The organism is Micromonospora sp. NPDC049230, assembly GCF_040647875.1.
GTDB lineage: Bacteria > Actinomycetota > Actinomycetes > Mycobacteriales > Micromonosporaceae > Micromonospora.
On the sequence record NZ_JBEZCZ010000049.1, the window covers coordinates 12,981 to 36,535 of the forward strand.

At 71.5% G+C, this 23,555-nt stretch carries 14 protein-coding genes and 1 pseudogene; 6 read left to right on the forward strand and 9 right to left on the reverse strand.

What is annotated here, in order from left to right:
- Nucleotides 1–42 precede the first annotated feature (42 nt).
- Nucleotides 43–879: an aldo/keto reductase gene (locus AB0A95_RS29800; RefSeq protein WP_357559050.1), complete on the reverse strand. Its 837-nt coding sequence runs from the start codon at nucleotides 877–879 to the stop codon at nucleotides 43–45.
- Nucleotides 880–1,189: 310 nt separating this feature from the next.
- Between AB0A95_RS29800 and AB0A95_RS29805 the strand changes: the two genes are divergently transcribed.
- Nucleotides 1,190–7,186 carry a DUF4011 domain-containing protein gene (locus AB0A95_RS29805; protein WP_357559051.1) on the forward strand — a complete coding sequence of 1,999 codons (5,997 nt, stop codon included), beginning with the start codon at nucleotides 1,190–1,192 and terminating at the stop codon, nucleotides 7,184–7,186.
- A gap of 75 nt (nucleotides 7,187–7,261) precedes the next feature.
- On the opposite strand, the gene AB0A95_RS29810 is transcribed toward AB0A95_RS29805, so the two are convergent.
- From AB0A95_RS29810 to AB0A95_RS29830, 5 genes are all read right to left on the reverse strand, one after another.
- Nucleotides 7,262–7,777 carry a Uma2 family endonuclease gene (locus tag AB0A95_RS29810; protein WP_357559052.1) on the reverse strand — a complete coding sequence of 172 codons (516 nt, stop codon included), beginning with the start codon at nucleotides 7,775–7,777 and terminating at the stop codon, nucleotides 7,262–7,264.
- 98 nt (nucleotides 7,778–7,875) lie between these two features.
- Nucleotides 7,876–8,070 carry a DUF4926 domain-containing protein gene (locus AB0A95_RS29815; RefSeq protein ID WP_357559053.1) on the reverse strand — a complete coding sequence of 65 codons (195 nt, stop codon included), beginning with the start codon at nucleotides 8,068–8,070 and terminating at the stop codon, nucleotides 7,876–7,878.
- 4 nt (nucleotides 8,071–8,074) lie between these two features.
- Nucleotides 8,075–9,235 (reverse strand): WXG100 family type VII secretion target, encoded by a 1,161-nt coding sequence (locus AB0A95_RS29820; protein ID WP_357559054.1) that lies wholly within the window; start codon nucleotides 9,233–9,235, stop codon nucleotides 8,075–8,077.
- Nucleotides 9,232–9,576 (reverse strand): type VII secretion target, encoded by a 345-nt coding sequence (locus tag AB0A95_RS29825; RefSeq protein WP_357559055.1) that lies wholly within the window; start codon nucleotides 9,574–9,576, stop codon nucleotides 9,232–9,234. The genes AB0A95_RS29820 and AB0A95_RS29825 overlap by 4 nt, the downstream gene beginning before the upstream one ends.
- Complete coding sequence (locus AB0A95_RS29830; protein WP_357559056.1) at nucleotides 9,563–9,961, reverse strand: YbaB/EbfC family DNA-binding protein; 399 nt, start codon at nucleotides 9,959–9,961, stop codon at nucleotides 9,563–9,565. Before AB0A95_RS29830 ends, AB0A95_RS29825 begins: the two co-directional genes overlap by 14 nt.
- 225 nt (nucleotides 9,962–10,186) lie before the next feature.
- Here AB0A95_RS29830 and AB0A95_RS29835 point away from each other — a divergent pair.
- Nucleotides 10,187–12,073: pseudogene (locus tag AB0A95_RS29835) on the forward strand (Na+/H+ antiporter NhaA); the annotation flags it as partial.
- A 65-nt stretch (nucleotides 12,074–12,138) separates the two neighbouring features.
- On the opposite strand, the gene AB0A95_RS29840 reads toward AB0A95_RS29835, so the two are convergent.
- Complete coding sequence (locus AB0A95_RS29840; protein WP_357559057.1) at nucleotides 12,139–13,539, reverse strand: MFS transporter; 1,401 nt, start codon at nucleotides 13,537–13,539, stop codon at nucleotides 12,139–12,141.
- Between the two features lie 112 nt (nucleotides 13,540–13,651).
- On the opposite strand from AB0A95_RS29840, the gene AB0A95_RS29845 reads away from it, so the two are divergent.
- From AB0A95_RS29845 to AB0A95_RS29860, 4 genes are all read left to right on the forward strand, one after another.
- On the forward strand, nucleotides 13,652–14,218 hold the full coding sequence (locus tag AB0A95_RS29845; protein ID WP_357559058.1) for a helix-turn-helix domain-containing protein: 567 nt from the start codon (nucleotides 13,652–13,654) through the stop codon (nucleotides 14,216–14,218).
- A 165-nt stretch (nucleotides 14,219–14,383) separates the two neighbouring features.
- The gene (locus AB0A95_RS29850) at nucleotides 14,384–18,418 is read left to right on the forward strand and encodes a discoidin domain-containing protein (protein WP_357559059.1); all 4,035 of its coding nucleotides are present in this window, start codon (nucleotides 14,384–14,386) and stop codon (nucleotides 18,416–18,418) included.
- 196 nt (nucleotides 18,419–18,614) lie between these two features.
- The gene (locus AB0A95_RS29855) at nucleotides 18,615–19,832 is read left to right on the forward strand and encodes an MFS transporter (RefSeq protein ID WP_357559060.1); all 1,218 of its coding nucleotides are present in this window, start codon (nucleotides 18,615–18,617) and stop codon (nucleotides 19,830–19,832) included.
- A 53-nt stretch (nucleotides 19,833–19,885) separates the two neighbouring features.
- Nucleotides 19,886–21,676 carry a gamma-glutamyltransferase family protein gene (locus tag AB0A95_RS29860; protein ID WP_357559061.1) on the forward strand — a complete coding sequence of 597 codons (1,791 nt, stop codon included), beginning with the start codon at nucleotides 19,886–19,888 and terminating at the stop codon, nucleotides 21,674–21,676.
- Nucleotides 21,677–21,685: 9 nt separating this feature from the next.
- On the opposite strand, the gene AB0A95_RS29865 is transcribed toward AB0A95_RS29860, so the two are convergent.
- On the reverse strand, nucleotides 21,686–22,312 hold the full coding sequence (locus tag AB0A95_RS29865; RefSeq protein ID WP_357559062.1) for a response regulator transcription factor: 627 nt from the start codon (nucleotides 22,310–22,312) through the stop codon (nucleotides 21,686–21,688).
- Complete coding sequence (locus tag AB0A95_RS29870) at nucleotides 22,309–23,547, reverse strand: histidine kinase (RefSeq protein ID WP_357559063.1); 1,239 nt, start codon at nucleotides 23,545–23,547, stop codon at nucleotides 22,309–22,311. The genes AB0A95_RS29865 and AB0A95_RS29870 overlap by 4 nt, the downstream gene beginning before the upstream one ends.
- Nucleotides 23,548–23,555: the final 8 nt, after the last annotated feature.

Consider the following 23,555-nt stretch of genomic DNA (forward strand, 5'->3'; position numbering starts at 1 on the left):
GACGTCACGTACCGTGGTCCTGACCGAGCATGGTCGAGGCGATCAGAACTCCTCGTACACCGCCGGGTCCTGGTCCGCGAGCCGCCCGTCCGGGCGGCCCAGCGCGGTGATGGCCTCGACCTGGGCGTCGGTGAGCGTGATGCCGAAGACGTCCAGGTTCTCGACCTGCCGCTGCGGGGAGGCGGCCTTGGGCAGCGGAATCACCTGACGGGCAACGTGCCAGGCGAGGATCGCCTGCGCCGGGCTGACCCCGTGCGCGGTCGCGATCTCCACGACCACCGGGTGCTCTTGCAGGTCGTTGCCACGCCCGAGCGGGCTCCAACCCTGCACCAGGATGCCGTGCTCCCGGTGGTAGGCGAGCGCGTCCTGCTGCGGAAAGTACGGGTGCACCTCGATCTGGTTGACCACCGGGGCCACCCCGGTCTCGGCCACCAGCCGCTCGATGTGCTCGGGCAGGAAGTTGGAGAGCCCGATGTGCCGCACCAGGCCACGCTCGCGGGCCTCGATCAGCGCCCGCCACGCCTGCACGTACAGGTCGGTCTTCGGGTTCGGCCAGTGGATCAGGTAGAGGTCGACCTGGTCGAGGCCGGTGCGGAACACACTCTCCTCGATGGTGGTCAACGCCTCGTCGTAGCGGTGGTGCCGCCCCGGCAACTTCGAGGTGACGACCAGCTCGTCCCGCACGTCGCCCGCCGAACGAGCGGCCCGACCGACAGCGCCCTCGTTCTCGTAGTTCACCGCCGAGTCGATCAACCGGTAGCCCGCCCGAATCGCCTGACCGATCGCGTCGACACCCGCCGAGCCGTTCAGTCGGTACGTGCCGAGCCCGATCGCCGGCAGAGTGGTCCCGTCAGCTGCCGTCAGGTGGGGAATCGTCATGATTGGGACCCTACCCGCACGACGTCAACATGATCATACGGCTCAACCGGAGCGGCATCTCATCACGCGTAGCGTCCAGACGCGATTGGCTGGACAGACCGAGCGCGTGGGGCGCTTGAGGGCCGCCACGGTGACGGGCTGATCGGACTCTTGGCCCGTCCCGGCGCATGCCTGACTCTCGCAGCACCAGCCGGGCGTCCCGGTGTCGGCCCGTGGTGCGGCGGGCGGCCCCGGACGGGCGGGGCGCTCTCCACCGGTCGGTCGACCGCTAGGCTGGCTCTCCACGGTCTCCCCACCTGGAGAAACGCCCATGTCCGACAGCGTCTTCGCGCAGTTCACCGCCGATGACGACCAGCTCAAGGTCGGGTTGCTCGTGCAGCCGGCGATCAACGCGGCCCTGGTGCACAACCGGGTGCCGCTGGTGCGTCACCTCACGCTCGTCAACCGAGGCGCGGTGCCGCTGACCGACGTCACACTGACGCTGGAACTGCGCGGCCCGGACGGGGTGCTGACCGAGCCGTGGACGCGTACCCTCGCCGCGCCGTTGCGGCCCGGGGCGAGCACGAGCTGGGACGACTTCCGCGACTTCACCCCCGACCGGGTTCTGCTGTACCGCACCGACGAGGCGTTCCCGGTCGACTACACCCTCTGGGTGCAGGCCCAGGAGCAGACACTGCGGCTGGTTGCCCCGTCGCGGGTGTTGGCGCACAACGAGTGGTTCAACAGCCCGGCCCTGTACGACAGCCTGGCGGCCTTCGTGCAGCCGAACACCCGGGCCGTGGAGGCGGTCCTGCGGTCGGCCGCCCAGCTCCTGCTCGAAAAGACCGGCTCCGGCTCGTTGCAGGGCTACCAGGAGGGTTCGGAACGGGCGGCGCTGATCGCCGGCGCCGTCTACGAGGCGCTGCGCCAACGTGAGATCACCTACCAGACCCTGCCGGCGTCCTTCGAGCACACCGGCCAGAAGGTACGCACGACAGCGGCGGTGCTGGATGGGCGGCTCGGCAACTGCCTCGACCTGTCCGTCACGTACGCCGCGTGTCTGGAGGCGGCGGGGCTGCACCCGCTCATCTTCGTCAGCGCGGGGCATGCCTTCGGCGGCTTCCTGCTGGAGGAGGAACGGCTGGGCTCGGCCGCGGTGACCGAGACCAACCTGCTGATCTCCATGGTGGACTCCGGCCGGGCCGTGCCGGTCGAGCTGACCCGCATCGGGCCGGGCGCGCAGTCGGCGACCTTCACCGAGGCGGTACGCGTCGGGCTCGGCCACTTCCGCGGCGACGGCGACCGCATGCAGGGCGTCGTCGACGTGCACCTGGCCCACCGCTCGGGGATTCGCCCGCTGCCGTCAGCCGACGAATTGATCGCCACACCGCTGCTCAAGGAAACGACCGCCGAGGCGACGCCACAGACAACAGCGTCCCTCGACCTGCCGCCCGGCGTCGCCGCCGCGAAGCTGCGTCAGCTCACCGACGAGGGCGAGGAGGTGCCGCAGCGGTCCGACGGGTCGCCGGCGCGCGTCCAGCAGTGGAAGAAGTCGCTGCTCGACCTGAGCCTGCGCAACCCGCTGCTCAACCTGCCCAAGCGGGGCCGTGGGCTGGATCTGCACGTGCCCGCCGGTGCGTTGGCCCTGCTCGACGACCTGATCCACGATGGCCGTCAGGTGCAGGTGATCCCGCAGGACGACATCAGTCACGTGCACGAGCTGGCCGGGGCGCGTCGGGCGCAGGACCTCGACGCCGAGATCCTGACCCGGGAGCTGCGCACCGACCGGCGGGTCTACGGCGCTGTCACCGACGCCCGCTACAAGACCGCGATGCGCGCGCTCCAGCGCGAGGCGCGCACGATGGAGCAGGAGACCGGCAGCAACTACCTCTACCTGACCATCGGTACCCTGGTCCACCCGAAGGCGACCGGGGGAGAGGCGTTCGCGCCACTGTTCCTCCTGCCGGTGCGTATCGAGGGCGGCACCGGTCGTCGCCCGTACGCGATGGTCATCGACGGCACCGAGATCGCCAGCCCGAACCACTGCCTGGTCGAGTGGTTGCGGGTCAAGCACAGCGTGCGGATCCCGGAGCTGGAGCGGCCGGTCCGCGACGAGCACGGCATCGACATCGCCAAGACCCTGGCGGCGATCAACACCGGGCTGCTCGACAACCGGCTCAACTACCGCATCGACGAGACCGCAAGCCTTCGGCTGTTGCAGTTCTCCACCTTCCAGATGTGGCGGGACCTCACCGACCACTGGCCCCGGTTCATGGAGAACCCGGTCGTCCGGCACCTGGTGGAGTCCTCCGGCGCCACGTTCGACGATCCCGCCCGGCCGGAGCACGACGTCGAGATCGCTGTCGACGAGGCAGACCTGCACCTGCCCATCCCCGCCGACGGGTCGCAGATGCAGGCCATCGTGCGCGCCGAGCGGGGCCACTCCTTCGTCCTGGAAGGCCCGCCGGGCACCGGCAAGTCCCAGACCATCACCAACATGATCGCCCGGGCGGTCGGCGCGGGTCGGTCGGTGTTGTTCGTCGCCGAGAAGCAGGCCGCCCTGGAGGTGGTGAAGCGCCGCCTCCGGCAGATCGGCCTCGGTCCGTTCGCGCTCGACCTGCACGGGCGCAAGCAGTCCCTCAACGCGATCCGCCAGCAGTTGCGCGACGCGCTCGACCAGCACGACCACGGCGGCGACGGCACGTGGACGGCCGTCGAGACGGCCTACCGGACGCGGCTCGCCCCGCTGACCGAGTACCCGGCCCAGGTGCACACCACAAACCCCGTCGGGATGTCGCTCTGGTCGGCCTACGAGCAGACCCTGGCGTACGCCGACGGCCCGGTCGCCCCGATCCCGGTGAGCTACCTGCACGCACCAGCCCCGGCACGCGCGCAGGTGGAGACGACCCTGCGGGAGTTCCCGGCGGCCGGACGGTCGGCTCGACTCCGGGCCGCGCACCCGTGGGCGCTCAGCGGCTGCCGTACCCTCGACGGGCTGCACGGTGCGGCGGTCACCGAGATCGCCGCCGAGCTCGAACGCCTCCGCGCCGATCTCGCCGCCCACCCGCAGCTTGTCGAGCTGCTGCGGACGCTGCCCGCCCCGGAGACGGTGAGTGAGCTACAGGCGGGCGCCTGGCTCGCCGTACGCGGACTGCTGCCGGACCGGCAGACCACCCTGCGCGCCAGCGACCGGCGGTGGGATGAGGCGGTGGCCCGGCTCCAGGCGGACCTGGTGGCGTTCCGGCAGGGTTTCGCCGATGAGCTGGGCACCTTCCGGCCGGACGTGTTCGCCCGTGCGGAGTTGGCCGCCTGGCACGCCGAGGCGCAGGAGGTGGCCAGGAGGCTGTTCGGCAAACGCAAGCGGTGGCAGGCCATCGTGGACCGGCTGGCCGTACACCTGGTTGCCGGTGCGACGCTCGACGCCGAGCGGGTGGAGGTGACCCTCGGTCGGCTTGTCGCGGCCCAGGCGCAGGCGGCTGCCCTCCACCAGCAGGTTGTCGCTGTCGGCGGGCTGCTGCTGTCGCGGTGGCAGCCCACCGACCCCCACGCACCGGAGCGGTTGACCGAGGCGGTCGAGGCGACCCGGGTCGGCCGGACGCTCCTGGCCCGGCACCCGCGGGCCTGGGAGCTGTTCCACGGCAGGTTCACCGACGTCGACGCGGGGTTGCTCGACCGGTTCGCCGCGCGGTGGCGGGCCTGGCGCGGGGTGCTGCGCTCCGGTGCGGCCGAGCTGGCCCTGTGGACCGCCGGTTCGCACTGGACCGACGCCTGGCAGCGCGACGGCGTGACCTGGCTGCACGAGTTGCGCGGCGAGGAGTTGTTTCCGCTGCGCCGCTGGGCGACAGTTCTGGCGCACGCCGACGTGCTCGCCTCCGCCGGTCTCACCGACTTTCGGGACCAGTTGCTGCGCGTCGAGGTGCCCGGTCACCTCGCCGAGGAGGTCTACCGGCGGGGCGTCGCCACGGCGTCCCTCGCCGAACGGGTACGGGCCGGCGGCCTACAGTACTTCGACCCGGAGTTGCACGACGACGAGATCAGCCAGTTCGAGGCGGCGGCCGGTGAGCTGCGGGCCGCGCTGCCGGCACAGCTACCGTCGGTGTTGGTGCGCCGCCGCCCCTTCAGCCCGACCGACCGGCGGGGCCGCTTCGCGGACTTCGCGGCGGAGCTGCGCCGCAAGCGGGGCGGACGGTCCTTCCGGGAGCTGTTCGCGCAGTACCCGGACGCGGTGCTGGCGCTGACCCCGTGTGTGCTGGTCAGCCCCGCGTCGGCGGCGAACTTCCTGGCGCCGGGCAGTCAGCGCTTCGACCTGGTCATCTTCGACGAGGCGTCGCAGATCCGGGTGGCCGAGGCGATCGGCGCGATGGGTCGGGGCAGCGCCGTGGTGGTGGTCGGTGACTCCCGGCAGATGCCGCCGAGCAGCATCATGCAGGCCAGCCACACCGTCGACGAGGTCGACGAGGGCGACGGCCCGGTGCTGGAGGATCTGGAGAGCATTCTCAGCGAGGCCGTCGAGTCGGGGCTGCCGCAACGGTGGCTGTCCTGGCACTACCGCAGCCACGACGAGTCACTCATCGCCTTCTCCAACCGCTACTACTACGACAACAAGCTCTCCAGCCTCCCGTCGCCCGGCGCCACCAGCTCCGCCGGCGTCACGTGGCGACGCGTCGACGGCCAGTACGACAGGGGCGGGTCCCGCACCAACGAGGTCGAGGCGCGGGCGATCCTCGCGGACATCACCCGGCGGCTGCACACCCCGGCCACCGCCACCCAGTCCGTTGGCGTCGTCACCTTCAACATCCAGCAGCGGGACCTCATCCTCAACCTGCTGGAGGAGAGCACCGACCCGATCATCCGCGAGCACCTCTCCGGTGCGGTGCCAGAGCCGATCTTTGTGAAGAACCTGGAGAACGTGCAGGGCGACGAGCGGGACGTCGTCCTGTTCTCGCTGGCCTTCTCCACCAACCCGGAGACCGGCCAGCTTCCGCTGAACTTCGGCCCGCTCAGCCAGGCCGGCGGCGAGCGGCGGCTCAACGTGGCCATCACCCGTGCCCGCCGTCAGGTCGTCCTCTACTCGTCCTTCGACCCGTCCGACATCGACCTGTCCCGCACGTCCGCGCTGGGCACCCAGCACCTGCGGGCGTACTGCGAGATGGCCGCCGCCGGCGCCGAGCGCCTGGGCGACCTCGCCACCGACCGCACCGAGCGGCGCAGTCGGATCCGCGAGGAGGTGGCCGCGGCCCTGCGCGAGCGCGGCCACGAGGTCCGCACCTCGCACGGCCTCTCCGACTTCACTGTGGACATCGCCGTACGCAGACCGGGCGCACCACTGTGGCAGGTGGCCGTCATGCTCGACGGCCCGGGCTGGAGCGCGCGCCCCACCGTGGCCGACCGGGACTCGGCGCCCGCGCTCCTCCGCTCGATCATGGGGTGGCCGGAGGTCGTGCGGTTCTGGTTGCCGGCGTGGATCCGCGACCGGTCGGCCCTGCTCGACCGGGTCGACGATGCGCTCACCCGGGCCGAGGCCCTCGCGACCGTCGAGCCGGACCTCGGCTCGTCGGCGGTCGCGGAGGACATCGACCTGCCACGGCCGCGCCCCGCCACGGACGCGGAACAGCCACTCTCGGCACTGGCCGCCGAGTTGCCGCAGCCGCGCCTCGCGGCGGACGAGGAACCCCTCCCCGGCGCGTCCGCGCCACCCGTCACCACGCTCGCCGCCGCGACCAGCGCGGGCCCGGTCACGGCGGCGTCGGCCGCCGACACCATCACCGCAAACCCATTCGTTCCGTACCTGCCGACCTCGCTCGGAGACCAGGCCGACCTTGACCTCCTGGCCACCGACCAGCGGGTACGTGAGCTGATGCGGACCGCGCTCCACGAGATCATCGAGGCGGAGGGGCCCATCGAGCAGCACCGGCTCGCACGCCTCGCCCTCGCGCGGTTCGGCTTCCTGCGCACCCGGGAGGACCGGCGTGTCGCCGCACTCGCGCTCGTCGACTCCCGGCGGCTGCACACGCATCCGACAGTGAGCCGGTACGCCTGGCCCGAGGACACCGACCCGCAGACGTACCGCGCGTACCGGGTCACTCAGGCGAGCAACGACCGGGCGTTCGAGGAGGTGCCGCCCGAGGAGGTGGCAAACGCTCTCGTGCACGCGCTGGAGGGCGTACCGGCCATGGACGAGGAGCGGCTGCTGCGCGCCGGCCTGGAACGGCTCGGTTACCGCCGACGCACCGAAAAGATCGACAAACTCCTCCGGTACGGGTTGCACGTCGCCGTGACCAGCGGTCGCCTCCGCGTCGACCAGAACGGCCGCCTCACCCCGGGTTGACGAGGACTCCCACCCGCGCCGTTACTGGGTGTGAGCTGGATCGGTCGCGGCAGAACAGGCGAGGTCTGGGCCGCCTCAACCGAGGTCGTGCTCGTCCGGCCGCGTGTTGAGGACCCAGGCGAGCGGCATGGTCGCCTGGGTGACGTACTGATCGCCACTCAGGCGGTGCATGGTGACGGTCTGCGCCGAGTCCTGATCGACCACCCAGTACTGGGGGATGCTGGCGGCGGCGTACTCGCTGCGCTTGGTCACTGTGTCGACACCCTCCGAGCCGGGCGAGACGATCTCGATCACGAGGAGCACATCGGCGACCGGTAGCCACACGCCATCTGCCTGAGCCTTGCTCCAGACGACCAGGTCCGGGATCCGTCCACCGGCACCGCCGTCACGGCCCGGTATGCGTAGCCCGACCGCTTGGGCGATGTGTTCCGCCGGGATGCCGCCGTGGGCGAGCCACACCATGAGCCGGGGCGCGATGATCGCGTGGTTGTAGCCCGGCGGCGGCATGATCGAGACGACTCCCTCGGGGCTGATTTCGTACCGGTGGTTCTCGTCTGCGGCCGTCATCGCCGTCAGGTCGTCGAGCGTCACGACCGGGGCATGTACCTGCCAACCGCCTCTGTGCTCATGAACGCATCGTAAGCTTTCACTCTTCGGCTCCGGCGGTGGTGGAACCGCGCGGCGAATGACTACCTGTCGTGGTGAATTACCTGGTCGGCCCGGAGTGTGACCATGGCGACGGTACGGCCATCGGCGTCAGCGAATTCGACTTCGTACGCAGTCGAGGGGCTACTGAAGATATGAACGACCGTCCCCACCGCCCCGGCAGGCAGTTGCTCTGCCGGCATGGCTTCTCGGAGTTCAACCACGTCGTACAGCTCCAACAGGTCATCCTTCCTTGGGCGGGAACGAGATGGTGACCATTCGAGGAGCAGATGCCCCGTTCTCCAGTATCCAGGCTGTGCGGACGGTGATCGTGCCACCGGGCCCGGTCAGGGGAAGGTCCACGGACCACCGCTGGCCGAATTCGTCCGCGTTGCCCAGCAAAGGCTTGCCGGCGAGTACGCCTTCGCGGATCTGCTGCATGACTACGTCCGCGTCGTCTGGGCCGAGGCCCGTGACGGAATTGATGACGCGGTACTTGTTTTTGCCGACAGGGTGGTCTGGGTTCATGGCGTAGCCGGTGATTTTCCTAGAGTCGATCTCGGCCTTAGTGAAGTCCGGTCGCCTGGAATCATCCGGAATCTTCGTCTGCCCGGGACCGTCGGGTCTCTGCGGGCTGGGTGGCTGTTGCTGGAGTCGCCCCAACGCCTGCTTGAGTTTCTCGATGAGGTCGCCGAGCCGACGCATCTCCGGAATGAGCCGCCGCAGGCTGGCCAGCAACCCGCGCAGCAGCCGCGCGATCCGCGCACCCCACGACGCGACAAGCGTCGAGACCTGCTCCACGACCAGCGGCGTGGCCAGCCCGCCGGTGATCAGGAGTTCGCCCGCGTACACGATGAGGCGGGACACGCAGGTGGCGATGGCGTCGCGGACCAGGAGCCGGACGGCGGCCACCAGGCCGGCGGCGCCTTCGGTGATCGCGGCCAGGGTGTCGGCGCCCTGGGCGAGGCCGGTGATGGCCTGTTGTTGTTCGGCGGCCCAGGCGCGGTAGGCGGGGCCGGCGCTGCCGCCCCAGCCTGCGACGTCGGTGCGGACGGCGCGGGCCAGTTCGGCGGCGTCGTCGCGGAGGGACGCGGCGACGTTGCGCCAGGTCTGGGCGTGTGCGGTGATCTGCGCGGGGTCGCCGGCGAGCCAGTCCAGTGCCTCGCTGAGCGGCTTGACGTGTTCGATGAGCCAGGCGATTCCGTACTGGAGCAGGGCGCCGGCCGGGTCGGAGACGAAGGCGAGAGCGTCCAGGCCAGCGCTCACGACGCCGAGGCTGCCGTCGATCCAACTGCCGTTGCGGACGCCCTGCGCGATGAGTTCGATGTCCTCGCAGATCCACAGACCCGCCCAGGCGTTGGGAGGGGTGTCCGCGGCGGCGGCGACGAGTGGATTGGACGTCACCAGCGCTGTCGCGCCTCATCGAGCCGCTGCTGCCGCACCCCGTCGAGCAGTTGCCTGGCGTGGGCGTCCGAGTGTCGGTAGCGGTCAGCGCTGGTCCGCAGCCTCCCGGCGGTGTCCCGCACGGACCCGGCGGCGGAGCCGATGCCGTCGACAAGGGTTCGCTGTAGGCCGTCGAGCAGCGCCGGCATCATCGCGGCGAGTTGCCCGTAGGCGTCGACGCCCAACCGGACGTGCTGGCCTGCCTGCTGGGCGGTGTCGAGGCTGCTGGCACTGCGATCGAGACGTGCGGCGTGGGCGGTGAGGTCGTCCGGGTCGACCTCGATGCCGTCACCGGCGGGCATCGTCTGATCTCTGGTCGGGGAGAAGCCGGCCGCGGTACGAGTCGATGATCGCCTGGGCGCTCGCGTTGTCGCCGAATGACTCCGTGGCTGCGTCGCTGACCTGTCGGAGCAGGTCGGCGCGTGCGGCGGTGGTGGTCTCCACGATCTGCCGCGCGGTGTGCGCCGCGGGTTGTTGCCGGATGAGCTCGTCGAGGCGCAGGTCGATGAGCAGGCCAGTGGAGTCGACGGTGACGTGGACAGTCCGAGTGGCGTTGCGGGCGGTGCCGGTCAGATCCCGCATCGTCGCCGACAGGGTCCTGGCGCGTGCCGCCCGCGCGGCCAGCGATGATTCCCACTCGTCAAGTCGGCCTTCGGCCGCGTCGAGCGCCGCGTCGTCCGCCCACATGTCGACCCTCCCCAGGAACCGGCGACATCACCGGCACGCTACCAACCAGTGGCGCTGCGTGCGTACCCCAAGGCTGACCGCACCCCTCCGCGCGATCTCGCACTTACTGTCGCGACAATGCCGCAGAATCCCGCATCTCGGCGACAGGAAGTGCAAGATCGACCCGGTGGGCACGGCGTACGCGAAACCGAACCACGTGCCGATCGGCTCGACGAGGATTGTCCCGTGACGAGCAGCAACCCACTGCGGGGGTGGAGCAGCCGGACCGCCTGGGAGGGGCGGTTCAACGCTCCGCTGCGCGCGTTTCTGCGTACCGAGACCGGCGGCGCCCGCGTGGTGCTCGTCGCCGCGGTGGTGGCTCTCGCGTGGGCGAACCTGCACGTCCGGTCGTACGAGTCGGTCTGGAGCACGTCGTTCTCGGTCCAGCTTGGTGGCTGGCTGGTGTCGTACGACCTGCGAACCTGGGTCAACAGCGGCCTCATGACCTTCTTCTTCCTGGTGGCCGGGCTGGAGTTGCGCCGCGAGTTCGACATCGGCGAGCTGCGGGAGCGGCGTCGACTGGCGTTGCCGATGCTGGCCGGCTTCGGCGGCATGCTCCTGCCGATCGGGATCTACCTCGCGATCAACGCCGGGCGTGGCACCGCCGCGGGCTGGGGGGCGGTGATGGCCACGGACACGGCGCTGGCGCTCGGTGCGCTGGCCGTCTTCGGGCCGCGCTTCTCCGATCGGCTGCGGGGTTTCCTGCTGACCGTCTCCGTCGTGGACGACGTGCTGGCGATCGCGGTGTTGGCGATCGCCTACCCGAAGCATCCTTCGCCGATGGCGCTGCTCGTCGCGGTGGGCATCTTCGCCCTCGTCCTGCTGGTGCGGGGCTGCGGTGTGCGATTCGGGCCGGTCTACGCGCTGCTGGGCGTGGCGGCCTGGGTCGCCGTCTCGAAATCCGGTGTCGACCCGGTCGCGGTGGGTCTGGTGATGGGGCTGCTGGCCTACGCCTACGCCCCCGGTCGCGGCGACCTGCGGCGGGCGAGCGACCAGTTCCGCCTCTTCCGGGAACAACCCACCCCGCAGCTCGCCCGGATGGCCCGGGCCGGGCTCACCTCGGCGGTGTCGCCGAACGACCGGCTGCAGGCTATCTACCACCCGTGGGCGAGCTACGTGGTCGTGCCGCTCTTCGCACTGGCGAACGCCGGCATCGTCGTCGACGGTGAGCTGCTGGCCCGGGCCGTGACCTCCCCGGTCACGCTCGGCGTCGTGGTCGCGTACGTCGTCGGCAAGCCGGTGGGGATCGTGACCACCTCGTGGCTGGTGGCCCGGCTGAGCGGCAACAGGTTCCGGCCGCCGGTGGGCTGGCTCGCCGTCGCGGGGGTCGGCGCGGTCTCCGGCATCGGGTTCACCGTCGCCCTCCTGATCGCCACCCACGCCCTCAGCGGTCCCGCCCTGGACGAGGCGAAACTCGGCATCCTCGTCGCGACACTCGGCGCGTCCCTCGTCACCTGGCTGGTGTTCCGCGCGGCCGGGCGGATGTCGCCGGCACGGCGTACCCGGGCGTTGCTGGGCGTCACCGAGGGGATCGTCGACCTGATGTTGCCGGTCGACGAGCGGCGCGACCACATGCGCGGGCCGGTCGAGGCGCCGGTGACGGTCGTGGAGTACGGCGACTTCGAGTGTCCCTACTGTGGGCAGGCCGAGCCGGTGGTCCGGGAACTGCTCGCCGACTTCGCCAACGTCCGGTACGTCTGGCGGCACCTGCCGCTCACCGACGTCCACTCTCATGCCCAACTCGCCGCCGAGGCCGCCGAGGCGGCGGGGGCGCAGGGCGCGTTCTGGGAGATGCACGACCTGCTGCTCGCCCACCAGGACGCCCTCGACCCCACCGAGGTGCTCGGCTACGCCGAGCAGCTGGGCCTGGACCTCGATGAGTTCCGGGAGCACATGGTGAAGCGGATGGGCGTCGACCGGGTCGCCGAGGACGTGGACTCCGCCGACCTCAGCGGCGTCACCGGCACCCCGACGTTCTTCATCAACGGCAGGCGGCACCACGGCGCGTACGACATGACGGCGCTCTCGGCGGCGGTGAAGGGGGCGTTCGCCAGCGCGAAGCTCCGACCCGAGTACCACCCTCGGGGTCCCGGGCGAACGGGCGGACTGTCGGGCTGACCGCCCGACAGTCCGCCCGCTCAGCCGGCGGGGAGAGCGGCGAGCTGCCTGGCGCGACGGCCCGCGATGGCCACGACGACCGCCAGGAACAGTGCGATCAGGAAGAAGACGTCCGCGCCGGTGAAGGCCGCGTGGAAGCCGGCGGTCGGGTCGGCCGTCGCACTGGCACGGGTGTACGCGATGGTCAGGATCGCGATGCCGAGCGAGCCGCCGAGTTGGTGGGCGACGTTGACCAGCCCGGACGCGGCGCCGGCGTCCTTTGGTTCGACACCGGCGACGCCGCCCTGGGTCATCAGGATGATCGCTATGCCCTGGCCGATTCCGATCACCAGCAGCGGCAGCAGTACGTCCGGGAAGTAGCTGGAGTCGGCAGAGATCCGGGACAGCCACGCCATGCCGACCAGCGCGATGGCGAGGGACGCCACCAGCAGGATGGGCCGGCCGAGCCGGTTCTGCAGGGGCCGGATGACGTAGACCATGGCGAAGAACATGCCGGTGATGGGCACGTACGCGAAGCCGGTCTGTAGGGCGCTGAGGTGCAGCACCTCCTGGAGATACTGGCTGAGGAAGTAGAAGGTGGAGAAGGTCGCGCCGACGATGAGGATCCGTCCGGCGTACGCGCCGGAGCGCTCCATGCTGCGGAAGAGCCGCAGCGGGGTGATGGGTTGCGGCGCCCGGTGCTCGATCAGGACGAAGGCGATCAGGAGGGCGGCGCCGAGGCCCAGCGAGACCACGGTGGTGGGCGCACTCCAACCGGCCGCGGCGGCCTGGATGAAGCCGTACACGAGGGCTGTCATGCCGGCGGTGGAGGTCAGCGCGCCGCCGAGGTCGAAGGTGCCCCGGCGGCGTTCGGTCTCGACCAGGAACCGCGGGGCGAGCAGCGTGATGGCGATGCCGATCGGGACGTTGACGAGCATTCCCCAGCGCCAGGACAGCAGGTCGGTGAAGACTCCACCGATCACGATCCCGACGCTGCCGCCGGCGCCGATGACCGCGCTGTAGAGGGCGATCACCTTGGCGCGGACCCCCGGCTCGGGGTGGTCGGCGACCAGCAGAGCGAGCGTGGAGGGCACCGCGAGCGCGGCGGCGAGCCCCTGCGCGACGCGGGCGGTGATCAACCAGCCGCCGTTCTGCGCGAGACCGGCGGCGAGGGACGCCGCGGTGAACAGGACGATCCCCATGACGAAGACGCGGCGGCGGCCGAGGAGGTCGCCGGCCCGGGCGCCGAGCAGGAGCAGGCCGCCGAAGGCCAGGACGTAGGCGTTCTGCACCCAGGAGAGCCCGGACTGGGTGAAACCGAACTGGCGCTGCACGTGCGGCAGCGCGGTCGTGATGATCGAGGTGTCAAGCGTCATCATCAGCTGTGAGCCGAGGATGAGCGACAGGGCCATCCCGCGGCGGGAGGCGGGAGTCGGGGACATGGTCTGCCTTCTTTCGGGCTAGACTGATAGGCAGCCTCCGGATAAGTGGAGGCGACTTATCACTATAGTGATAGGTGACCTCCGCTTGCTAACGCTGGGAGACATTGGCACCGTGACGACCCTCACCCACCTGCGCGTGGCCCGCCCGCACCGGGCGGATGCGGCGCGCAACTACGACGCGATCCTCGCGGCGGCCCGTGTCGCCTTTGCTGAGCAGGGCGCGGACGCTCCCCTTGAGGAGGTCGCCCGGCGCGCGGGCGTGGGCATCGCGACGCTCTACCGCAACTTCCCGACGCGCGAGGTGCTGATCGAGAACGTCTACGTCAGCGAGGTCGAGGCGGTGTGCGAGGCGGCCGAGGATGTCGGGTCTCTCGCCCCCCGCGACGCCCTGGACGCGTGGCTGCGACGCTTCGTGGAGTACATCGGAGCGAAGCGGCCACTGGCCGCCGGCCTCAACCGGGAGTCCGCCGCGTACCAGGAGTGCCGGCGGGCGCTCTACGCGGCGGGCGGGCCGCTGCTGGAGCGCGCGCAGCGGGCGCGGGAGGTGCGCGCCGACGTGACGATCGACGACGTGATGCGGCTCGCCAGCGCCATCGCCTCCGGGCACTTCCCCCGCGCCGAGCAGCGCGATCATGTCCTCACGGTCGCACTGGACGGGTTGAGCGCGCAGCCGGAGTGAGTGCGGTCATCGCCCACGCGTCGATGTCCGAAGTGGAACAGATGCGGAACGTGTTCGTGGGATCACGATGGACTTGGGGTCTTGACTGTTGTGAAACATGCCGCCACGATCTGACAACGTTGTCACAGCTCCTCGTCTGACAACGTTGTCATGTCTGGAGGCACGATGTCCGAGCAACCGCCCCTGTCGCGGCGTACCTTCCTCTCCGCCGGAGCCACGCTGCTGGCCTCCGTCGGGGTGACCGCCGTCCTACCGGACGGCGTCGCGGCCGCCGCGCCGACGACGCCGGCTGCCCCGCCGCCGACCACCGACCTCGCCCGGTACCGCCCGGTGGCGGTCTCCTCCACCGACTACGCGCCGACGCCCGGCACCTTCGCCGTGGATGGTCTGCCGCAGGTCGGCGTCCGGGGCAGTGGCTGGCGGGCCGCCACCGGCGATCCGCAGTGGATCTCGGTGGACCTACAGGCCCCGTGCCGGATCGAGGCCGTCACCCTGGTCTTCGAGGCCACGCTGACCGACGGACCGTTCGACGGTAACTACACCGACACCGATGGCGATGAGATCCTCTCCAGCGCGGCGACGGCGTACCGGATCGAGGTCTCCACCGACGGCCGCGACTGGCGGTCGGTGTACGAGACCGCCGAGGGCCAGGGCGGCGTGCAGGCCATCACGCTGCCGGAGCCGGTCACCGCGCGATGGATCCGGATGACGGCCACCAAGCGCGCGAACAGCAACCCGGTGGGCCTCAACGGCTTCCAGGTGTACGGCGTACCCCTGGCGGGCCGGCCGAAGGCCGAGGGCTGGACCAGCTGGGAGGGCGGCAACACCGGCCCCACCCCGGAGCTGCGGGTCGCCGCCGACGGCACGGTGCCCCTGGAATCGGGCTGGTCGCTGACGATTGACGACTTCGCGGGCACCGCCAACGGCGCCGAACTCTCCCGTCCCGGCGTCGACGTGCGGTCCTGGCTGCCGGCGACGGTGCCCGGCACCGTGCTGGGCACCCTGGTCGAGCAGGGCCACCTGCCCGACCCGGTGGCCGGCTTCAACAACATGCGCATCCCGGAGGCGCTGTCGCGGCACACCTGGTGGTACCGGCGCGCGCTGCGGTTACCGCGCGACCTGGACACCTCGCCCGGCCGACGGGTCTGGCTGGAGTTCGACGGGATCAACCACGAGGCGACCGCGTGGGTCAACGGCGTGCGGGTCGGCGGCGTCAAGCACCCGTTCGCGCGGGCGGCCTTCGACATCACCGACGCGCTGGCCGGTCACCGTGGCGAGCACGTCCTCGCCGTCCGGGTCACCCCGATGCCGCACCCGGGCACCCCCGGCGACAAGGGCACCGACGGTCGTACCTTCCTCCAGTCGGCCCACCACTACCTCGACGCGCCCACCTACCTGGCGGTGTCCGGGTGGGACTGGATGCCCGCCGTCCGCGACCGGGTCACCGGCCTGTGGGACCACGTCCGCCTGCGCAGCACCGGTGCCGTGGTGATCGGCGATCCACACGTGCAGACCACGCTGCCCGACCTGCCGGCCACCGACACCGCCGAGGTCACCATCCGGGTGCCGGTCCGCAACGCGGCGGCCACCGCCACCACCGTCACAGTCCGCGCGGAGTTCCAGAAGGTACGCGTCGAGTCCACCGTCACCGTCCCCGCCGGCGGCAGCACCACCGTCACCTTCGCACCGGAGCGCTTCGGCGCGCTGCGCCTGCGTAAGCCCCGACTGTGGTGGCCCAACGGCTACGGCGAGCCCCACCTGTACGACCTCACGCTCACCGCCACCGTCAAGCGCTCGGTCAGTGACCGGCGTCGGCTCCGCTTCGGCATCCGCCAGTTCGGCTACGACTGGCACCAGCCGATCGTGATCTCGCCGCCCGGCAAGCCCGCGCTGGAGTTCGTCGACGGCGCGGCCACCCAGACTGTCACGTTCGCCCGGCAGCACGCCCGGCACGTGCGCATCCAGGCCGGTCAGCGCGCGACCGGTTGGGGCATCTCGATGTTCGCGCTGTCGGTGTCCGATGGCAGCGGCCCGGATCTGGCTCTGCGCCGCGACGCCACCGCGTCGTCGTCGGAGAGCGACACCAACGGGCCCGACCGGGCCGTGGACGGCGACGCGGCGACCCGCTGGGCCTCGCGGGCCGAGGACGACCAGTGGATCCAGGTCGACCTCGGGGCGGCCGTCGACTTCGACCGGGTCACCATCGTGTGGGAGCAGGCGTACGCGCTGGACTACCGTGTCCAGGTCTCCGCCGACGGCGACGCGTGGAGTGACGTGACGTCGGTCAGCAACGACACCCCGCTCGGCAGCCGCGCCACCCAGGTCGAGGCGTTCGCCAGCCAGACCGCCCAGCACCTGCGCATCCAGACCGGCGCGCGGGTGACCTCGTGGGGCGTGTCCATGTGGGCGCTGTCGGTGCAGCGGCAGGCCGAACCGGACGTCGACCTTGCTCTGCACGCGAGCGCCACCGCCTCGTCGTCCGACAGCGACTCGAACGGCCCCGACCGGGCCGTCGACGGCAACCCCCGCACCCGGTGGTCCTCGACGTTCGAGGACAACCAGTGGATCCAGGTGGACCTCGGCAAGCCGGTCAGCTTCGACCAGGTCACGATCGTCTGGGAGCAGGCGTACGCCCGCGACTTCGTCATCCAGGTCTCGACCGACGGGCAGCGGTGGACCGACGTGAAGTCGGTGAGCAACGCCGTCACCCAGCTCAAGATCAGCGTGAACGGTGTGCCGGTGTTCGCGCGGGGCGGCAACTGGGGCTGGGACGAACTGCTGCGCCGGGTGCTGCCCGACCGGCTGGCCGACACGGTCGAGATGCACCGCGACATGAACTTCACGATGATCCGCAACTGGCTGGGCAGCAGCAACCGGGAGGAGCTGTACCAGGCCTGCGACGAGCAGGGCATCCTGGTCTGGAACGACTTCTGGCAGGCCGGCGCGTTCCTGCCCAACCCGCCCGGTTACGTGGACATCGCCGCCGACACGATCCGGCGCTTCCGCCACCACCCCAGCATCGTGGTGTGGTGCGGCGCCAACGAGGGTGACCCGCCGCCGATCGTGGACGCCGGGCTGAAGCAGGCCGCCGCCACCGAGCACCCGGAGATCCTCTACATCCCCAACTCCGCCGGCGGCGTCGTCAGCGGCCACGGCCCGTACCACTGGGTGGAGCCGGCGACGTACAACAACAGGAACACCTACGACACCGGCGCGTTCGGTTTCCACACCGAGATCGGCATGCCGGTGGTGTCGGTGGTCGAGAGCATGCGCAACCTCGTCGGCGACGCGCCGCAGTGGCCGATCGGCGAGGTCTGGAATTACCACGACTGGTCGACGATCGGTAACCAGCGCGTCGGGACGTACCAGGCCGCGATCGACGCGCGGCTGGGTGAGTCCGGCTCGCTGGACGAGTTCGCCGCGCGGGCGCAGTTCGTCAACTACGAGAGCCACCGCGCCATGTTCGAGGCGTGGAACGCCAACCTGTGGCAGGACGCCACCGGGCTGCTGCTGTGGATGTCGCACCCGGCCTGGCACAGCACGGTCTGGCAGACCTACGACTACGACCTCGACGTCAACGGCGCCTACTACGGCGCCCGCAAGGGGTGCGAGCCCCTGCACGTGCAGGCTGACCCGGGCACCTGGCAGGTGCGGGTGGTCAACCACACGGCCGCGGCGCTCACCGGCGTCACCGTCACCGCCCGCCGGTACGACCTGAGTGGCCGCTCGCTGGGCTCGCCCCAGCGTCAGCGGGTGGACGTCGCCCGGTCGGCCACGACGCCGGTCTTCAGGCTCGCCGCGCCGGACGCGGGCGGGCTGCACCTGGTCCGGCTGGAGCTGCGGGACAGCCGTGACCGGCTGCTCACCGAGAACACCTACTGGCGCTACGACAAGGCCGAGCAGATGCGGGCGCTCAACGACCTGCCGAGCACCCGACTGTCGACGTCGTCGAGCACTGTCCGTGTCGTGGACGGGCGGAACACCGTCACCACGACGGTCCGCAACCAGGGCCGGGCGGTCGCCGCACTGGTCCGGTTGGCCGTCCGCGACAAACGCGGTGACCGGGTTCTCCCGGCCCGCTACGACGACAACTACTTCTGGCTGCTGCCGGGGGAGACCCGTCAGGTGGGGATCTCCTGGCCCGCGCGGCCGGGCCTGGCCCGCCAGGTCACGGTGACCGCGCAGGCGTACAACTCCTAGGAGCACGCGGGGGGAGCGGCACCGTGCGCGCCGCTTCCCCCGTGGCCCGGCCGGCGCGGCGCGCGCCACCGTGCCACCTGAGGAGGGGTTTTGGGGCTGTTGCCGCACCCGCGCGCGGCACCAGGATCCATGCTGCACGGGGGACAGGAGCCGCGATTGCCCGCAGCAGGGGCGTCCGAGCCCGAAGGGACCGAGCATGTCCAACGCCAGCGGTGCCGATGGCGCAACGACACTGTCGGGTTCCGCGTCCGGCGCGGTGCGTGTCGCCTTCGCCTTCTGGATCACCCTGGTGGGCACCACGGTGCCGACCCCGCTCTACCCGCTCTACGAGATGGAGTTCGGCTTCTCCTCGTTGACGGTGACGGTGGTCTACGCGCTGTACGCGCTGGGCGTGGTCGTCGGGTTGCTGGTCTTCGGCCGGCTCTCCGACCAGGTCGGCCGCCGCCCGGTCATCCTCGTCGCGCTGCTGCTCTCCGTCGCCGCGGACGCCGTCTTCCTGGCCGCCGTGGACCTGGCGATGATCATCGTGGGTCGGATCCTCGCCGGCTTCTCCGCCGCGCTGATCATCGGTGCGGCGACGGCGGCGCTGGCAGAGTTGATCGACCCGCGGCATCCGAAGCGGGCGGCCACGGTGTCGATCTTCGCGAACCTGGGCGGCCTCGCCACCGGCACCCTGCTGTCCGGGATCGTGTCGGACGTGGCACCCGACCCGCTCCGGCTGCCCTGGCTGATCGTGCTGGTCCTGGCCGTGGCCGCGATCGTCGCCCTGCGCGGGGTGCCGGAGACGGTGCGGGAGCGCTCGCCGGTGACGCTGCGGGTGCAACGGTTGCACGTCCCGGCGACCATTCGTGGCGCCTTCGTCCGCTCGGCGATCACCGCCGGCGCCGGCTTCGCCGCGCTTGGCGTACTCACGTCGGTGACCGGGCTGTTCCTCGGCATGGTCCTGCACGAGACCTCGCACACCCTGGCCGCGCTCGTGGTGTTCGTGGCGTTCGCCGGGGCCGCGCTCGGTCAGCTGCTGACCCGGGTCCTGTCCTCGCGCGCCGCGCTGGCCAGCGCCAGCGTCGGTCTCATCGTGGGGGCGGGTCTGCTCGCGCTCAGCATGTGGATGGCCCTGCTGGCGACGCTGCTGGCCAGCGCGGCGATCATCGGGGTGGCGTCCGGGGTGGCCGTCGGCGACGGCATCGCGACCATCACGACGAAGACCGAACCGCAGCATCGGGCCGAGGCGGTGTCCACCTTCTTCGCGATCCTGTTCGCCATGCTCGGCGTGCCCGCCGTCGGGGTCGGTCTGCTGATCCGGGGCATCGGCCTGCGCCCCGCCGGCGAGATCTTCGGCGCGGTGGTGGCGGTGCTCGCCCTTGTCGTCCTGCTCAGTCTGGTCCGAGGCGACCGGGCCCGGCCCGCGAGCTGAGCACTGGCCGGCAGATCTTGCGTCCGCGCCGCGGATGCGGGTGAGGTGGTGTCATGACCTTCACCACCCGACCCACGTTGCGGGGCACCTTCGGCATGGTCTCCTCCACGCACTGGCTCGCCAGCCAGTCGGCAATGGGCATCCTGGAACGCGGCGGCAACGCCTTCGACGCGGCGGTCACCGCCGGGTTCGTCCTGCACGTCGTCGAGCCGCACCTCAACGGGCCGGGCGGTGAGGTGCCGGCCATCGTGGCCACCGCGGCGGACCCCGGGCCGAAGGTGCTGTGCGGGCAGGGCCCCGCGCCGGCCGGCGCCACCATCGCGCACTTCCGGTCCCTCGGGATGGACCTCATCCCGGGTGCCGGGCCGCTCGCGGCGGCCGTGCCCGGTGCCGTGGACGCCTGGCTCCTGCTGCTGCGCGAGCACGGCACACGCACCCTCGCCGAGGTGCTGGAGCCGGCGATCGGCTACGCCGGCGCCGGCCACCCGGTGGTGGGTCAGGTCGGCGCCACGGTGGCGGCCGTCCGGTCGCTGTTCGAGGACCACTGGCCGACCTCCGCCGCGCTCTGGCTGCGCGGCGGCCGGCCACCGGCGCCGGGGGAGCTGGTCACCAACCCGGCGTACGCGGACACCCTGCGCCGGCTCGTCGAGGCGGGCCAGGCGGCCGGCGCCGACCGGGAGGCGCAGATCGAGGCCGCGCGTCGCGCCTGGAGTACCGGGTTCGTGGCCGAGGCGATCGACACGTTCAGCCGGCAGCCGTTCCAGGACTCCAGCGGACGGCCACACGCCGGGCTGGTCACCGGCGACGACCTGGCGGCGTACTCGGCGACCTGGGAGGCGCCCGCCACCCTCGACTGGCACGGCTACTCGGTGGCGAAGACCGGGTTCTGGGGCCAGGGTCCGGTGCTGCTGGAGTCGTTGGCCACCCTGGACGCGCTCGACGATCCCGGCGCCTGTGACCCGGACACCGCGGCGGGAGTGCACGCCCAGGTCGAGGCGCTCAAGCTCGCCTTCGCCGACCGGGAGGCCTGGTACGGCGACGGCGTCGACGTGCCCGGCACGGCGCTGCTCTCCCGGGAGTACGCGCGCGAACGGGCGGCCCTGATCGGCGACCGCGCGTCGGCGCAGGTGCGGCCGGGGCGTCCCGACGGGGCGTGGCCCCGCCTGCCGGCCCAGGCCCGACCCGGTGGCGTGCCGCGTACGCACGCGACGGACCCGGCGACGGGGGAGCCGACAGTGCGCGCGGACGGGGTGACCCGTGGCGACACCTGCCACGTGGACGTGGTCGACCGCTGGGGCAACATGATCTCCGCGACGCCCAGCGGTGGCTGGTTGCAGAGTTCGCCGACCATTGCCGACCTCGGCTTTCCGCTGGGCAGCAGGTTGCAGATGTGCTGGCTTCAGGAGGGGCTCGCCTCGTCGTTGGCGCCGGGCCGCCGGCCGCGTACGACGCTGAGCCCGACGATGGTGCACCGCGACGGGGAGCCGGTGCTGGCCTGCGGGACACCCGGCGGCGACCAGCAGGACCAGTGGCAGCTGCCGTTCCTGCTGCGGCATCTCGTCGCCGGTCAGCCACTACAGGAGGCGATCGACGCGCCGGCCTGGCACACACTCAGCCTGCCGGGGTCGTTCTATCCGCGCGAGATGGAGCCCGGCGTCCTGGTGGTGGAGGACCGGCTCGACGAGGGCGTGCGGTCGGCCCTGCGGGCGTACGGGCACGAGGTGCGGGTCACCGACGGGTGGAGCCTGGGTCGGCTGTGCGCGGTGACCCGTGATCCGACGACGGGCGTGCTGGCCGCCGGTGCCAACCCCCGGGGGATGCAGGGCTACGCGTGCGGCCGTTAGGGCGGGCCGTCAGACGCCGCGCGCGAACAGGGCGAGGCGTACCCGGTTGGGGCTGTCGGTCTTGGTCATCAGGCTGGTGATGTGGGTCTTGACCGTGGTGACACCGATGTGCAGCCGGTCGCCGATCTCGGTGTTGGACAGTCCCTCGGCGACCAGGTCCAGTACGTCGCGTTCGCGGGCGGTCAGACCCTGCACCAGCCGTGGTGTCTCGGGTCGGGCGTGCACCGCGCGCTGGACGAGACGCCGCAGCACCTCCGGGCTGAACGGGCTGTCGCCGACGGCGGCCCGGCGGATGCCGTCGAGCAGCTCGGTCGGGGGCGCGTCCTTGAGGAGGAACCCGCAGGCCCCGGCGGTCAGGGCGGGGTAGAGGTGGTCGTCGTCGCCGAACGTGGTGAGCACCAGGATGCGGGTGGTGGGGCGGTCGGCGAGGATCCGACTGGTCGCGGTGATCCCGTCGACACCGGGCATGCGCAGGTCCATGACGACGACGTCGGGCAGGAGCCGCCCGGCCAGCGGGATCGCCTCGCGGCCGCTGTCGGCCTCGCCGACGACCTCGATGTCGGGTTGGGCGTCGCAGAGCATCCGCAGACCGGCCCGGATGAGGTGCTGGTCGTCGACCAGCAGCACCCGGATCACACCGGCTCCGGCGCCGGCGCACCGGCGGGGGCCGAGCGGTCGCGGGGCACCGGGCGGGCGGACGGCTCGGCGGCGGGGGCCGGGAGTACGGTGCGCACCCGCCATCCCGTCGGTGTTGGGCCGGCCTCCAGTCGACCGCCGAGGACCTCGACGCGCTCGCGCATTCCGGTGATGCCGTGCCCGCCACCGGTCGGCACGCCCGCCGGCGCCCCACCGGGCCCGTTGTCGGCGACCTCCCAGTGCACGGCATCGTCGCGGACGGCGACCACGAGGTGTGCGAGCGTGGACGTCCCCGCGTGTTTGGCCACGTTGGTCAGCGCCTCCTGGGTCAGCCGCAGCACCGCCATGCCGCGGACCGCGTCGAGCGAACCGATCGCCGGATCGAGGTCGGCCTCCACTGTGACACCGGCCTGGCGGGCCCTGTCGATGGAGGCGCCGATCGCCGCCGGCAGCGCGGAGGGTTCGATCGCGGTCAGCGCCGCGTCACCGCGTACCCCGTCGGGGTCGCGCAGCACCGCGACCAGCCGGCGCAGCTCCGCCAGGGCCGCGGTGCCGGTGCCGTGCACGTCGTCGAACACCTCGCCCACCCGGGGGTCCAGGTCGGTGAGCACGTGCTGGGCCACACCGACCCGCAGGACCATCGACGCCACGTGGTGCGCGACGACGTCGTGCAGCTCGCGGGCGATGGCGGCGCGTTCGTCGGCGCGTGCCGCGCGGTTCTCCGACTCGTGCTGGCGCTGCTCGGCCACGGCCCGCTCGACGGCCTGTCGACTCAACTCCCGGTTGGTGCGGATGACCAGGCCGAGCAGCACCGGCACGCCGACCTCCAGGGCCAGCCCGACGACGGCGGGGCCGACCTGGTCGGCCGGGGCGCCGATCGAGTCGCCCAGGCCGACAACGACCAGCAACGCGGCGGACAGCCAGATGGCCCGGGGGCGGTGTGCCCGCATGGTGACCTCGAGCAGCGCCCAACTGGCACCAACCTGGTTGATCGTGAAGTCCTCGACCAGGCTGAGCGCGACCGCCAGCAGGGCGGTCTGGATCACCAGGTTGACCACCGGTCGACGGTGTGCCGCCAGCGCCACCGCGAACGCGAGCACCGCGAGGATCCACTGTGTCGTGCTGGTGGGGTGGCCGTGGGGGACGAGGAGCAGGAAACCCAGCCCGCTGAAATCGAGCAGAATCATCCGCACGAGCGTGTCCCGCTTGTCGAACAGTCGCCCCAGCCATCCCACGGTCGTCA

Coding starts and splice junctions, on each gene's coding strand:
- AB0A95_RS29805 (WP_357559051.1), top strand. CDS start 1,190: ATGTCCGACAGCGTCTTCGCGCAGTTCACCGCCGATGACGACCAGCTC.
- AB0A95_RS29840 (WP_357559057.1), bottom strand. CDS start 13,539: ATGTCCCCGACTCCCGCCTCCCGCCGCGGGATGGCCCTGTCGCTCATC.
- AB0A95_RS29800 (WP_357559050.1), bottom strand. CDS start 879: ATGACGATTCCCCACCTGACGGCAGCTGACGGGACCACTCTGCCGGCG.
- AB0A95_RS29830 (WP_357559056.1), bottom strand. CDS start 9,961: ATGTGGGCGGACGACGCGGCGCTCGACGCGGCCGAAGGCCGACTTGAC.
- AB0A95_RS29860 (WP_357559061.1), top strand. CDS start 19,886: ATGACCTTCACCACCCGACCCACGTTGCGGGGCACCTTCGGCATGGTC.
- AB0A95_RS29825 (WP_357559055.1), bottom strand. CDS start 9,576: ATGCCCGCCGGTGACGGCATCGAGGTCGACCCGGACGACCTCACCGCC.
- AB0A95_RS29855 (WP_357559060.1), top strand. CDS start 18,615: ATGTCCAACGCCAGCGGTGCCGATGGCGCAACGACACTGTCGGGTTCC.
- AB0A95_RS29850 (WP_357559059.1), top strand. CDS start 14,384: ATGTCCGAGCAACCGCCCCTGTCGCGGCGTACCTTCCTCTCCGCCGGA.